The following is a 13,199-nucleotide window of genomic DNA, read 5'->3' on the forward strand; positions in this document are numbered from 1 at the left end:
GGGGGCGCGCCCCCCCCGGCCCCGCCCCCGGCCCGCGGGGGGGGGGGGGGGGGGGGGCCCCCCCCCCCCCCCCCACGACCCTCACAGCTCCTCGACCACCACGTTGCGGTTGGTGTAGATGCAGATGTCGCCGGCAATGCCGATCGCTTCGCTGGCAATGGTGCGCGCATCCAGTTCGGTGTGCGCCATCAGCGCGCGCGCGGCCGACAGTGCATAGGAACCACCGGAACCGATGGCGATGATGCCGTCCTCCGGCTCGATCACATCGCCGGTGCCGCTGATGATCAGCGAGGTTTCCTTGTCGGCCACCGCCAGCAGGGCTTCGAGCTTGCCGAGGCGGCGCTCGGTGCGCCAATCCTTGGCCAGCTCGACCGCAGCGCGCTGCAGCTGGCCGTGCTTTTCCAGCTTGGCCTCGAACAGCTCGAACAGGGTGAAGGCATCGGCGGCGGCACCGGCGAAGCCGGCCAGCACCTGGCCATCACGACCGAGACGGCGCACCTTGCGTGCATTGCCCTTCATCACGGTGTGGCCCAGCGTGACCTGGCCGTCGCCGGCAATGGCCACGTGCTCGCCGCGACGGACGCAGACGATGGTGGTGGCGTGGAAAACGTTGGGATTCTGACTGGGGTCCATGCGGCCTCCGATAGCTGTTCCCGGGACATGGGGACAGCGCCGGGTGCGATCAAGCCTGTGCGGATGGCTGCCGTTCAGCGCTTGGCCGCGCCCCATCGACAGGAGGGCGTCTTTCTGACGAGCGCATCGCAATGCGCGCGGATCCCACCGCCCGAACGTGGAACACCTGCCGTTCAGCGCTTTGCCTGCGACGGCCGATCCGGATTCGGCTCGATGCCCCAGGCGAGGTACCAGTCTTCACCCTGCGTCTCGATCGGATGCTGGGTGCGGCCGGAGCCATTGCCGCAGGCCAGGGCGTCAGCCGCGCAGTAGCGGTCGCAGCCCCAGCAGATGCGCTCGGGATGCCTGGGGTGCAGCGGAATGGGCTTCGCCATGGTGGCGGGTTCCTCGTGGCCTGCGGCCACGATGCGCCGGTAGCGCCCGCCCTGCCCTGATCCAGATCAAGGGCGGTCTATTCAGCCTTGTCGTCCTTGCTGCGACGCTTCGCACGTGGATGCGCGGCGTCGTAGACCTTGGCCAGGTGCTGGAAATCAAGGTGGGTGTAGATCTGGGTGGTTGCGATGTCGGCATGGCCAAGCAGTTCCTGCACACCGCGCAGGTCGCCGGACGATTCCAGGATATGGCTGGCAAAACTGTGCCGCAGCATGTGCGGATGCACGTGCTTGAACAGGCCCTGGCGCTGCGCCAGCTGGCGGATGCGGATCTGCACCGCACGCTGGCTGATCGGCCCGTTGCGACCGGGAAACACCGGCGAGGCCGGGCCGCCGCCACTTTCCGCACGCCACGCCTGCAGCGCTTCGCGTGCCGGCCGGCCGAACGGTACGCGACGCTGGCGGTTGCCCTTGCCCAGCACGTTGACCAGGCCGCTGTCGAAATCCAGGTCGCGCCAGGTCAGCGCGCAGACTTCGCTCAGGCGCAGGCCAGAGGAATAGAACAGTTCCAGCAGCGCGCGGTCACGGCGGCCGAGTTCACCTTCCGGTTCCAGCTCGACCAGCTGCACGGCTTCGTCAGCGTCAAGCACCTGCGGCAAGCGGCGCGGCGCACGCGGCGCCTTCAGCGTCGCCGCCGGGCTGACCTCGATGCGTCCGTGCTTGAGCAGCCAGGCGTAGAAGCTGCGGCACGCCGACAAGCGGCGTTGCAGGCTCTTGGCCGACAGGCCTCGGCGATGCTCATCGGCGACGAACTGACGCAGCGACTCGGCATCGAGTGCGTCCACCGCAACACCGCGCGGCTCGGCCCAGGCCGACAGCGCGTCCAGGTCGCGGCGGTAGGCGTCGAGCGTATGTGCCGACATCCGCCGCTCTACCTGCAGATGCTGCAGGAAGGCCTGTACCGCGCTCATCGTCGTATCCTGCTCAGCCCGGGAAGCGCTTCAGGCCGGTGGCCAACGCATCGCCCATCATGCGCAGGAACAGCGTGCCCATGCCCGGGTAGAAGCGGTTCGGGTCGTGGCTGCCCACGGCAATCAGGCCCACGCCCGGCAATGGCAGCAGCGCGGTGGTCTGCACTTCTTCGCTGCGCACGCCGTACAGCACGGCATTCTTTTCCGGCTGCAGGCGCCCGCAGATCGGCTCGCCGTCGTTCAGGCAGTCGCGGAACGGGCCCAGCTGCGCATCATCGGCGGCGATCACCTGCAGCCAGTCGGCCTGTTCCAGCCCGGCCACCGGTGTGTGCACCACCAATCGCACCAGGTCGCCGGCGAAATCTTCCTGCAGCGAGGCAGCCATCGCACGCAGGGTGTCGGCAGCGCTGTCCTGCTTCATCAGCGCCAGGGTCAGCTGATGCGTGCGCACTGCCAGGCGTTCATTGACCTGGGCGGTGGCGCCCAGATCGGCCAACCGTCGTGCCAGCTCGCGGTTCTTCTCGCGCAGCACTTCCAGCTGGTAGCTGGCCAGCGACGCGGTCGGGCCGTCGTCGCGTGGCACCACCAGGGTCAGGGCCAGGTCCGGGAACTGCTTGAGGAAGCCGGGATGTCGCCGCAACCACGCAGCGACTTCATGGGCCCCGAGCTTGTCGACGGTTTCGGTCATGCGATCCACTCCCCTTCGAAGACGAATGCGGTCGGGCCGGCCATCACCACCGGCTGGCCATCGCCCGGCCACTGGATGCGCAGGTCACCCCCGGGCAGGCTGATGCGCGCATCGCGCTGCAGGCGGCCACGCTGCATCAGGGTCACCGCAGCGGCGCAGGCGCCGCTGCCGCAGGCCAGGGTTTCGCCGACGCCACGTTCATTCACACGCAGACGTGCATGCGCCGGGCCCATCACCTGGGCAAAACCCACGTTCACCGAACGCGGGAACGAGGCATGCTGCTGCAGCAGCGAACCGACGCGCTCGACCGGTGCTGCATCGATCAGGCCCACTTCGATCACCGCATGCGGATTGCCCATCGACACCGCGGCGAAGCGTATGCTCTCGCCCTGCAACGGCAGCAGGTACTCCTCGCGTGCATGGGCGAAGCCCACCAGCGGCACGTTGACCGGCTCGAACGCAGGCACGCCCATGGTCACAGCGAACTGGCCATCGCCCAGGGCCTTCACCTCATGACTGGCCAGCGGGCTGTCGATGACGAACTGATCCCCCTGCGCACTGCCCTCACGCACCAGCCAGGCCGCGATGCAGCGCGCGCCGTTGCCGCACTGCTCGGAGTTGGAACCGTCGGCATTCCAGATGCGGTACGACGCCACCGAGCCTTCCGCGCGCGGCGCTTCGATGGTCAGGATCTGGTCGCAGCCGACGCCGGTGTGGCGGTCGGCCAGGCGCGCGGCCAGTTCAGGCGTGGGCGGCGCAGTGCCGTCACGCAGGTCGATCACTACGAAATCATTGCCCGCGCCATGCATCTTGCTGAAGCGCAGCGCCTTGGAACCGGCCTTACTCATTCCCGCCGCCCACCTTCTTCGCAGGCGCAGGCGCCGGTTGCGTGGTCGGTGCAGCCGGCTCCACGGTCGTGGCCGGGGTGCCGCTGCCTTCGGTCTGCGCCGGGGTCGCTTCGGTAGCGGGCTCGGCAACCGGTTCGACGGTTTCTTCCACCGGCACCGGCTTCTGCGGCAGTACCAGCGGGCCCTTGTTGCCGCAGGCGGCGAGGAGCAGCAGCGAGGCCGCTGCCAGCGGAATCAGGATGGCGTTTCGATGGGGGATCTTCATGCCCCGAGTATAGCCATTGGCGGCTGAGCGGTTGGTGCAGGGAACCGGGGTGCCGGCCAGCGGCCGGCACTACCGCTCCGGTGGCGGCAGCGGCCGGGTCCACAGCCAGATCGCCACCACGGTCATGCTGCCGATCGAGAACCACTTCACCCAGGCGATCGGCACGCACCACAGCATGATGCCGGCGCACACTGCCATGGTGATCGTGGCCATCCACTTGCCGTAGCGGCTGACCGCCCCGTGTGCCTGCCAGTTGGCAATGGCCGGGCCGAAGCGCGGGTGCTGCAGCAGCCAGTTGTGCAGGCGCTCGGAACCACGCGAGGCAGCCCAGGCCGAGATCAGGATGAATACGGTGGTGGGAAGGCCCGGCACGAAGATGCCGACGATACCGGTGCCCAGGCTGACGTAGGCCAGCAGCCACCACGCCCAGCGGAAACGCACCACGCGCGGTGGCGTGGCAGCATCGCGCGGTGCGGAGGGGTCGGGCAGGCTCATGGCCGCAAGGATACCGGTTCGGGGTGCCAGGCAACGCCCGGCACCCCTGCACCATTACGGCTGGGCGATGCCCAGCTGCTGCAGCACGAACGCGTACGACTCGGACAGCTCACGGTAGCGCTGGAAGCGCCCCGACTTGCCGCCGTGGCCGGCTTCCATGTTGGTGCGGAACAGGATCGGGTAGTGGCCGGTGTTGTCGTCACGCAGCTTGGCCACCCACTTGGCAGGTTCCCAGTACTGCACCTGCGAATCCCACAGGCCGGTGCCCACGAACAGCGCCGGGTAGGCCTGCTTCCTGACGTTGTCGTAGGGCGAGTAGGACAGCATGTAGTCGTAGTACGGCTTCTGCTCCGGATTGCCCCACTCGTCGTACTCGTTGGTGGTCAGCGGGATGGTCGGATCGAGCATGGTGGTGACCACGTCGACGAACGGCACCTGCGCCACCATCACCCGGTAATCCTGCGGCGCCTGGTTGGCCACCGCGCCCATCAGCAGGCCACCGGCGCTGCCGCCGGACGCGGCCACGCGATCCTTCGCCGCCCAGCCCTGCGCCACCAGGCCACGGGTGACGTCGACGAAGTCATTGAAGGTGTTCTGCTTGTGCAGCAGCTTGCCGTTTTCGTACCAGTCGCGGCCCATTTCCTGGCCACCGCGGATGTGGGCGATGGCATACACCACGCCACGGTCGAGCAGGCTCACCGCGGTCTGGTTGAAGTACGGATCCATCGACATGCCATAGCTGCCATAGGCGTACTGGAACAGCGCGCCCTTGCCATCCTTCTGATAGCCCTTGCGGTAGACCAGCGACACCGGCACCTTCACGCCATCGCGCGCGGTGATCCAGACGCGGTCGGTTTCGTACTTCGACGCGTCATAGCCGATCACCGGCTGCACCTTCAGCTGGCGGCGCTCACCGGTGGCGGTGTTCAGCTCGAACACCGTGGTCGGGGTGGTCATCGAGGTGTAGACGTAGCGCAGCCACGGCGTATCGGCCTCGGTGTTGTCGCCCAGGCCCATCGAATACGCCGGCTCGTCGGCCTTCACGTAGTCGCTGCGGCCATCCTTGAACAGCAGGCGGATACGCTCCAGGCCTTCGGAACGTTCGGCGATGGCGGTGTAGCCATCGAACAGTTCGAAGCCTTCGATGAACACCGCATCGTCATGCGCGATCCAGTCCTTCCACTGCGCACGCGAGGTGGCATCGGTCGGTGCGGTGACCAGCTTGAAGTTCTTCGCACCGTCGTTGGTGCGGATCACCCAGCGGCCGTCGTAGTGGTCAGCGTCGTACTCGACATCGCGCTGGCGCGGCGCCAGTACGGTGAAGGTGGTCGGGTCGCTGGCCGGCGCGTAGCGCTCTTCCGAGGACACGGTGCTGTGCACGCCGATGGTGATGAAGCGATCGTCGCGGGTGCGGCCGATGCCCATGTAGAAGCTGTCGTCCTTCTCTTCGTAGACGACGGTGTCGGTACTGGCCGGGGTGCCCAGCACGTGCTTCTTGACGCGCACGGTCAGCAGCGTTTCCGGATCGTTCTCGACATACAGCACGGTGCGGTTGTCGTCGGCCCAGACCAGGTCGCCGGAGCTGCCGGTGATCACATCGGGCAGCACCTTGCCGGTGGCCAGGTCCTTGAAGCGGATCGTGTACTGGCGGCGGCCCACATCATCATCGGCCCAGGCCAGCAGCTGGTTGTCCTGGCTGACCTCCATCGAGCCGACGCTGAAGTAGCCCTTGCCGGCGGCCATGGCGTTGACGTCCAGCAGGATCTCTTCGGCCGCGTCCATGCTGCCCTTGCGGCGCGCGTGGATCGGGTAGTCCTGGCCGGTCTCGAAGCGGCTGTAGTACCAGTAGCCGCGCTCACGCGCCGGCACGCTGGAATCGTCCTGCTTGATGCGGCCGACGATCTCCTTGTACAGGGTGTCTTCCAGCGGCTTCAGCGGTGCCAGCAGCTGGTCGGCGTAGGCATTCTCGGCCTGCAGGTAGGCCAGCATGTCCTTGTTCTCGCGCTTGTCGTCGCGCAACCAGTAGTAGTCATCGTTACGGGTCGCGCCGAACGGCGCCTTGACCACATGCGGGTGCTTGGCGGCATCCGGCGGAACAGGCGGCGTGGCGGCGGTGGCAGTGGTGGTCATCAGGCTCGCAAGCAACAGGCAGAGGGTGGATTTCATGAGATAAGGCTCCTTGAGCCGCAATGCAATGGCGTCCTTGTGCTCGAGTCTGGGTTGCAGGAGGGTTGCGGGCAACCCTGCGGATCGTCATGGGTCGTGCTGGCCGCTGGCCGGCAACCTCGGGATAAACAGAGGCGGGGGGGTTGCCGGCCAGCGGCCGGCACTACCAGGACGCGCGGCGTACCATGGGCACATGAGTACCCTGCCCCACACGCCGGGCTACAGCCGGCGCAGCCATGAAATCGCTCCGTTCCACGTGATGTCCCTGCTGGCCCGCGCGCAGGCGCTGGAACAGGCGGGCCACGATGTGATCCATCTGGAAATCGGCGAACCGGACTTCACCACGGCCGAACCGGTCGTGCGTGCCGGCCAGGCCGCATTGGCCGCCGGCCATACCCGCTACACCGCCGCACGTGGCCTGCCGGCCCTGCGCCAGGCGATCAGTGGCTTCTATCGCAGCCACTACGGGCTGGATATCGATCCCGAACGCATCCTGGTCACTCCCGGCGGCTCCGGTGCGCTGCTGCTGGCCAGCAGCCTGCTGGTCGACCCCGGCCGCCACTGGCTGCTGGCCGACCCCGGCTACCCCTGCAACCGTCATTTCCTGCGCCTGGTGGAAGGCGGTGCACAGCTGGTTCCGGTCGGCCCGGACACCGCCTACCAGCTCACACCGTCGCTGGTGGAACAGCACTGGAATGCCGACAGCGTCGGCGCACTGGTGGCCTCCCCCGCCAATCCGACCGGCACCGTGCTGTCCGCCGACGAACTGGCAGCACTGTCGCAGGCCCTGCACGCGCGTGGCGGCCATCTGGTGGTGGACGAGATCTACCACGGCCTGACCTACGACCTGGATGCACCCAGCGTGCTGCAGGTGGATGACAGCGCGTTCGTGCTGAACAGCTTCTCCAAATATTTCGGCATGACCGGCTGGCGGCTGGGTTGGCTGGTGGCGCCGCCGGCGGCGGTGCCGGACCTGGAGAAGCTGGCACAGAACCTGTACATCAGCGCGTCGAGCATCGCCCAGCATGCCGCACTCGCCTGCTTCAGCGAGGAATCGATGGCGATCTTCGAACAGCGCCGCGAGGCGTTCCGCCAGCGTCGCGACTATCTGCTGCCGGCGCTGCGCGAGCTTGGTTTCCGCATCGAAGTGGAACCGCAGGGTGCGTTCTACCTGTACGCCGACGTCAGCGCGTTCACCGATGACGCGCAGGCGTTCTGTGCGCACTTCCTGGAAACCGAACATGTGGCGTTCACCCCGGGGCTGGATTTCGGTTTCCATCGCGCCAACCAGCATGTGCGCCTGGCCTATACCCAGGAAGTGCCGCGGCTGCAGGAGGCGGTGGCGCGGATTGCACGCGGGTTGAAGAGCTGGGGCGCCTGATCGATCTGCGCGAACGGCATCCACGCATGGCGTGGATCTATTGACCCAGCGCACGATACGTAGGGAGATCCACGCCATGCGTGGATACGTGAACCCAACGAAAAACGCCGCCCTGGGGCGGCGTTTTCCGTTCTGCTTACTTGCCGCCCAACCGCTCCCACAGGAAGCTGTAGGCCAGTGCGGACATGTGTGCGGCCTGCGCGTTGTTGGCTGCGCCGCCGTGGCCACCTTCGATGTTCTCGTAGTAGGTCACGTCCTTGCCGGCGTCGATCATCTTCGCCGCCATCTTGCGGGCATGGCCCGGGTGCACGCGGTCATCGCGGGTGGAGGTAGTGAACAGCACCGGCGGGTAGTTCTTCTTCTCGTTGAACAGATGGTACGGCGAGAAGGTCTTGATGAACTCCCAGTCGCTGGTGTCAGGGTTGCCGTATTCGGCCATCCACGAGGCACCGGCCAACAGGTGGCTGTAGCGCTTCATGTCCAGCAGCGGCACCTGCACCACCACTGCACCGAACAGCTCCGGGTACTGGGTCAGCATGTTGCCGGTCAGCAGGCCACCGTTGCTGCCGCCCTGCACGCCCAGGTGCTTGGCGGTGGTGATCTTGCGCTTGACCAGATCCCGCGCCACGGCGGCCATGTCTTCGTAGGCCTTGTGGCGGTTCTGCTTCAGCGCTGCCTGGTGCCAGCGCGGGCCGTACTCGCCGCCGCCACGGATGTTGGCAACCACGTACACGCCGCCCTTCTCCAGCCAGGCGCGGCCCATGCCACCGGAATAGCTCGGGGTCAGCGAGATCTCGAAGCCACCATAGCCGTACAGCAGGGTCGGGTTGGAGCCGTCCAGCTTCATCGCCTTGTCGTGCACCACGAAGTACGGCACGCGGGTGCCGTCCTTGCTGGTGGCGAAGTGCTGCTCGATCACCTTGCCCTTGGCATCGAAGAAGGCCGGCATGGTCTTCAACGTTTCCGGCGCCTGGCCGATCTCGGCCAGAGCCAGCGTGGTCGGGGTCAGGTAGTCGGTGGCGGTCAGCCACACCGCATCGCTGTCGTTGCTGTCCACTGCGCCCACGGCCAGCGTGCCAAAGGCCGGCGCGCCGACGAAGCGGCTGGTCTGCCAGCCATCGGCGCCCGGGGTCAGCACCGACAGGCGGTTCTTGACGTCATCCAGCACGTTCAGCACCAGGTGGCTCTTGGTCCAGGTGGCGCCGGCCAGCGAGGTGGTCGCGGTCGGGGTGAACAGCACCTCGAAGTCGCGCTTGCCGGCCAGGAAGTCGTCCAGCTTCGTCGCCAGCAGCGAACCGGACGCGTAGGTCTTGCCGCCCACGGTCCACGGATCGCGCAGTTCCAGGGTCAGCCACTGCTTGTGCAGGCCCTTCTCGGCCGAATTCGGCGCGTCGATCTTGGTCAGCGTGCCATCGTCGCCACGCAGGTAGAGCTCGTTGTTGTAGAACGCCAGCGTGCGGCTGACCAGGTTGCGCTCGAAGCCCGGGGTGTCATCGTGCATCGCCGCGATGTACATGTCCTCCGGCTTGCCTTCGTACACCACGGTGGCCGAGGTCATCGGCGTGCCGCGCTTCCACAGCTTGGCCACGCGCGGGTAGCCGGAGGTGGTCATCGAGCCCGCACCGAAGTCGGTGTAGACGAACACGGTGTCGCGGTCGACCCAGTTGAGGCCGCCCTTGGACTCGGGACGGAAGAAGCCGTCCTTGATCCAGGTCTTGTTGGCCAGGTCGAACTCACGGGTGACGTCGGCGTCGGCGCCACCGCGCGACAGCGCGATCAGGCAGCGGCTGTAATCCGGGCGCAGGCAATCGGCGCCGTGCCAGACCCAGTTCTCACCCTCGGCCTTGTTCAGCGCATCCAGGTCGAGCACGGTTTCCCACTGCGGCGAGGCCTTGCGGTACTCGGCCAGGGTGGTACGCCGCCACAGGCCGCGCTCGTGCTGCTGGTCCTTCCAGAAGTTGTAGTAGTAGTCGCCGATCTTCTGCACGCCGGGGATCTTGGCATCGGAGTCGAGCACCTCGCGGATGCTGGTCTCCATCTGCTTGAAGGCCGGGGTCTGCGCCAGGCGCGCCTCGGACTTGGCGTTCTGTTCCTTGACCCAGGTCAGCGGCTTGTCGCCGGTGACGTCTTCGAGCCAGGCGTAGCGATCGGTGTCTTCAGCGGCCACGGCGGTCCCCACCGAGGCAGCGGTCATCATGCCGGCCAGCAGGCAGGCGGAAGCGAGTCGAGACATTGCAGCTCCAGGCAGTCATAAGCCGTGGAACGCTAGCATGGATCGCCGCGGCCGCCCCCGTGTCGAAGGTCAGGCCGCGGCGGTGGAGCCGCGACGGCCTCGCGCCGCCCCGCCGCTACGGCGACGTGCCTGTCCACCGGTACGACGCGCCAGCCGCAGCCACGACAGGCGCGGCAACGGAAAGCGCAGCAACGCCCACCAGGCCACCAGCGGCATGCCCACCAGCCACATCGGCAGCCAGCCCAGCCAGGCACTGCTGCCGCGCGCGGCCGGCCAGACCAGTACCAGCGCCATACCGGCCAGGGCCAGCTGCTGCACGCTGCGCAGCAGGCGCGGGTCGACACGCTCGAGAATGACGCGTTCAGTTGCAGAGCGGCGGACGGAACGTGCGTTCATGGGGCTTCTCCGGTGGACAATGCAACACAGCATGGGCAACCCCCTTCTCACAGGTTGCGACACCATTGACGGATCGCGTGCACACAGTCGACCATGCGCGTGCAAGCCCACTGGAGCCCGCTCCCGCATGACTTCGATCCGCCCGCTCTGCGCCGCGCTGCTGGCCCTTTCCCTGGCCGGCCCCGCCGTGGCCGCCAGTGAGCCGCCGTCGCCCCGTACCAGCGCCTCTGGTGCGGCTGCCCTGGACGCACCGATCGACCTGAAGCGCTTCATGGGCACCTGGTATGTGATCGGCCGCGTGCCGAACTTCATCGAACGTGGCCATGTCGCCAGCGTCAACGAGTACGAGTTGCGCGATGCGCACAAGGTCGGCATCACCTACCGCTACCGTGATGGCTTCGGCGAACCGCTGCAGGAAGTGCGTGCCCGCGCCAGCGTCGACCCGGACAGCGGCAACCACGGCTGGCGCACCTGGTTCTACCGTGTCGTGCCTACGCATTCGAGGGTGCTGGAAGTAGCGCCGGATTACTCGTGGGCGCTGATCGGCTACCCAGGCCGCGAAATGGCCTGGATCTTCTCGCGTACACCGGACATGGACAAAGCCCTGTACAAGGAGCTGGCCGAGCGCCTGCGTGACGAGTACGGCGTGAACACCGACAAGCTCAAGCGCGTGCCGCAGCACCCGGAGCAGGTCGGCAAGCTGGGCTACGAAGTACCGAACGTGCGTTGATTGCAGGTGGGATTGCCGGCCAGCGGCCGGCACTACCGTTTCCAGGCAATGGGGTAGAGCCGGCCGCTGGCCGGCTGCCGCGATGCACCGGGCGACGCCGGGGGCAGCGCCCCGGCGCCTCGTCATTTGCGGCTGTAATGCGCGACCAGGCGGTCGCCGAGCATCTGCAGCAACTGCACCAGGATCAGCAGCAGGACCACGGTAACCAGGGCCACGTCGGTGTGCGAACGCTGGTAGCCATCGCGGAACGCCAGGTCACCAAGGCCGCCGGAACCAATCGCACCGCCCATCGCGGTGAAGCCGATCAGGGCCACGGTGGTGACCGTCGCACCGGCGATCAGGCCAGGACGCGCTTCCGGCAGCAGCACGCGGGTGACCAGCTGCCAGGTGGTGGCGCCCATCGACTGGGTCGCTTCGATCACGCCACGGTCCACTTCGCGCAGTGCGGTTTCGACCAGGCGCGCGTAGAACGGCGCTGCACCGATCACCAGCGGCACGATCGCACCGCGTACCCCCAGCGACGTCCCCATCAGGAACAGGGTGACCGGGATCAGCACGATCATCAGGATGATGAAAGGCACCGAGCGCAGCAGGTTCACCGCCAGCGCCAGCACGCCGTAGGCGAACGGACGGCGCTTCATCTGCGGCGCGCCGAACAGGTACAGCAGCACGCCCAGCGGCAGGCCGATGGCCAGGGTCAGCGGCAGCGAACCGAGCAGCATCAGCAGGGTGTCGATGGTGGCCTGGCCGATGTCGGCCCACTTGCCCGCATCCAGGTGGCGGAAGAATCCGCCGGCAGTGGCGATGATCATCGACGCAGCTCCTCAACGTGCACGCCGGCAGCCACGAACGCGGCCTGCGCGGCGGACTGGTCACCGCCCACCAGGGCGACCACCAGCTGGCCATACGGGGTGTCCTTGATCCGGTCGATACGGCCGGACAGGATGTTGTAGTCGACCCCGGTCTCCCGCGCGACACTGCCGAGCAGGGGTTCGTAGGTGTCTCCGCCGAGGAAGGTCAGCCGCACGATGCGGCCACCGACGGCATCGAAATCACGATGCAGCGCGCCTTCGTCCACGTGCTCCGATTCGCTGACGAAACGACGCGTGGTCGGGTGCTGCGGATGCAGGAACACCCGGGTGACCGGCCCGGTCTCGACCATCTGGCCGGCGTCGAGCACGGCGACACGGTCGCAGACACGGCGGATCACATCCATCTCGTGGGTGATCAGCACGATCGTCAGGCCCAGCTCGCGGTTGATCTTCGACAGCAGCGACAGCACCGAGGCCGTGGTCTGCGGGTCCAGCGCGCTGGTGGCCTCGTCGCACAGCAGGATCTGCGGGCGGGTCGCCAGCGCACGGGCGATGCCGACGCGCTGCTTCTGCCCACCGGACAGCTGTGCCGGATACTTCTGCGCGTGCACCTCCAGGCCCACGGTCTGCAGCAGCTCGGCCACGCGTGCATCGATCTCCGCCTTCGGCGTGCCCGCCAGCTCCAGCGGGAAGGCAACGTTGCCGGCCACCGTGCGCGAAGACAACAGGTTGAAGTGCTGGAAGATCATGCCGATGCGCCGGCGCAACGCGCGCAGGCCATCCGCGTCCAGTGCGGTGACATCCTCGCCACCGATCAGCAGGCGACCACCGCTGGGCTCTTCCAGGCGGTTGATCATGCGGATCAGGGTCGACTTGCCGGCGCCGGAATGGCCGATGATGCCGAATACCTCACCGGCCTCGATGGTCAGGTCCAGCGGCTGCAGCGCGCTGACTGCGCGGCCGGCAACGGCATAGGATTTGTGCAGGCGCTGGAACTCGATCACGGGCGTGGCTCACCGGCTGGGTGACGGAAGGGGGCGTGCAGCCTACCAGCGCAGGCGGTCGCGCGCCCGCGCCATGGGCCAGAATGTTATTCCTTTTGGTTCTAAGCGGCGTGTACCGGGGATGACGGTGGGGGTCGGTAGAGTCGGGGGGGGGGGGGGGGGGGGGGGGGGGGCCCCCGCCCCCCCCCCCCCCCCACCGACGAAAG

14 protein-coding genes are annotated in these 13,199 nt (G+C 67.4%); 2 read left to right on the forward strand and 12 right to left on the reverse strand.

Features of this window, described 5'->3' with window-relative positions:
• Positions 1-81: 81 nt before the first annotated feature.
• The 8 genes from hslV to V3B25_RS05125 all read right to left on the reverse strand — a co-directional run bounded on the left by hslV (position 82) and on the right by V3B25_RS05125 (position 6,437).
• Complete coding sequence (hslV, locus tag V3B25_RS05090) at positions 82-633, reverse strand: ATP-dependent protease subunit HslV (protein WP_005411093.1); 552 nt, start codon at positions 631-633, stop codon at positions 82-84.
• Between the two features lie 173 nt (positions 634-806).
• A complete protein-coding gene (locus V3B25_RS05095; protein ID WP_049421394.1) occupies positions 807-1,007 on the reverse strand; it encodes a DUF3079 domain-containing protein in 201 nt (66 codons plus the stop codon).
• Positions 1,008-1,084: 77 nt separating this feature from the next.
• Positions 1,085-1,975 (reverse strand): tyrosine recombinase XerC, encoded by an 891-nt coding sequence (xerC, locus tag V3B25_RS05100; RefSeq protein WP_201117365.1) that lies wholly within the window; start codon positions 1,973-1,975, stop codon positions 1,085-1,087.
• A gap of 13 nt (positions 1,976-1,988) precedes the next feature.
• Positions 1,989-2,663, reverse strand: coding sequence for a DUF484 family protein (locus tag V3B25_RS05105; RefSeq protein ID WP_049421396.1), 675 nt, complete (start codon positions 2,661-2,663; stop codon positions 1,989-1,991).
• Positions 2,660-3,511, reverse strand: a complete 852-nt coding sequence (gene dapF, locus V3B25_RS05110; RefSeq protein WP_049399235.1) for a diaminopimelate epimerase — start codon at positions 3,509-3,511, stop codon at positions 2,660-2,662. Before dapF ends, V3B25_RS05105 begins: the two co-directional genes overlap by 4 nt.
• On the reverse strand, positions 3,504-3,776 hold the full coding sequence (locus V3B25_RS05115) for a lipoprotein (RefSeq protein ID WP_049399234.1): 273 nt from the start codon (positions 3,774-3,776) through the stop codon (positions 3,504-3,506). The genes dapF and V3B25_RS05115 overlap by 8 nt, the downstream gene beginning before the upstream one ends.
• A gap of 69 nt (positions 3,777-3,845) precedes the next feature.
• Entirely contained in the window at positions 3,846-4,271 is a 426-nt protein-coding gene (locus tag V3B25_RS05120) for a YbaN family protein (protein WP_329810254.1), read from the reverse strand.
• A gap of 54 nt (positions 4,272-4,325) precedes the next feature.
• Positions 4,326-6,437 carry an oligopeptidase B gene (locus V3B25_RS05125; protein ID WP_049421399.1) on the reverse strand — a complete coding sequence of 704 codons (2,112 nt, stop codon included), beginning with the start codon at positions 6,435-6,437 and terminating at the stop codon, positions 4,326-4,328.
• A gap of 193 nt (positions 6,438-6,630) precedes the next feature.
• On the opposite strand from V3B25_RS05125, the gene V3B25_RS05130 reads away from it, so the two are divergent.
• Positions 6,631-7,818: a pyridoxal phosphate-dependent aminotransferase gene (locus V3B25_RS05130; RefSeq protein WP_201117368.1), complete on the forward strand. Its 1,188-nt coding sequence runs from the start codon at positions 6,631-6,633 to the stop codon at positions 7,816-7,818.
• Between the two features lie 136 nt (positions 7,819-7,954).
• Here V3B25_RS05130 and V3B25_RS05135 read toward each other — a convergent pair whose 3' ends face one another.
• Both V3B25_RS05135 and V3B25_RS05140 read right to left on the reverse strand, forming a co-directional pair.
• Positions 7,955-10,051, reverse strand: coding sequence for a prolyl oligopeptidase family serine peptidase (locus tag V3B25_RS05135; protein ID WP_049399227.1), 2,097 nt, complete (start codon positions 10,049-10,051; stop codon positions 7,955-7,957).
• Between the two features lie 69 nt (positions 10,052-10,120).
• Complete coding sequence (locus V3B25_RS05140) at positions 10,121-10,447, reverse strand: hypothetical protein (protein WP_329810256.1); 327 nt, start codon at positions 10,445-10,447, stop codon at positions 10,121-10,123.
• A 127-nt stretch (positions 10,448-10,574) separates the two neighbouring features.
• Between V3B25_RS05140 and V3B25_RS05145 the strand changes: the two genes are divergently transcribed.
• The gene (locus V3B25_RS05145) at positions 10,575-11,177 is read left to right on the forward strand and encodes a lipocalin family protein (protein WP_010481371.1); all 603 of its coding nucleotides are present in this window, start codon (positions 10,575-10,577) and stop codon (positions 11,175-11,177) included.
• A 122-nt stretch (positions 11,178-11,299) separates the two neighbouring features.
• On the opposite strand, the gene V3B25_RS05150 is transcribed toward V3B25_RS05145, so the two are convergent.
• The gene (locus V3B25_RS05150; RefSeq protein ID WP_164080136.1) at positions 11,300-11,989 is read right to left on the reverse strand and encodes a methionine ABC transporter permease; all 690 of its coding nucleotides are present in this window, start codon (positions 11,987-11,989) and stop codon (positions 11,300-11,302) included.
• The gene (locus V3B25_RS05155; RefSeq protein WP_164080135.1) at positions 11,986-12,993 is read right to left on the reverse strand and encodes a methionine ABC transporter ATP-binding protein; all 1,008 of its coding nucleotides are present in this window, start codon (positions 12,991-12,993) and stop codon (positions 11,986-11,988) included. The genes V3B25_RS05150 and V3B25_RS05155 overlap by 4 nt, the downstream gene beginning before the upstream one ends.
• Between the last annotated feature and the right edge of the window lie 206 nt (positions 12,994-13,199).

Source organism: Stenotrophomonas sp. SMYL8, assembly GCF_036320065.1.
Taxonomy (GTDB): Bacteria; Pseudomonadota; Gammaproteobacteria; order Xanthomonadales; family Xanthomonadaceae; genus Stenotrophomonas; species Stenotrophomonas maltophilia_A.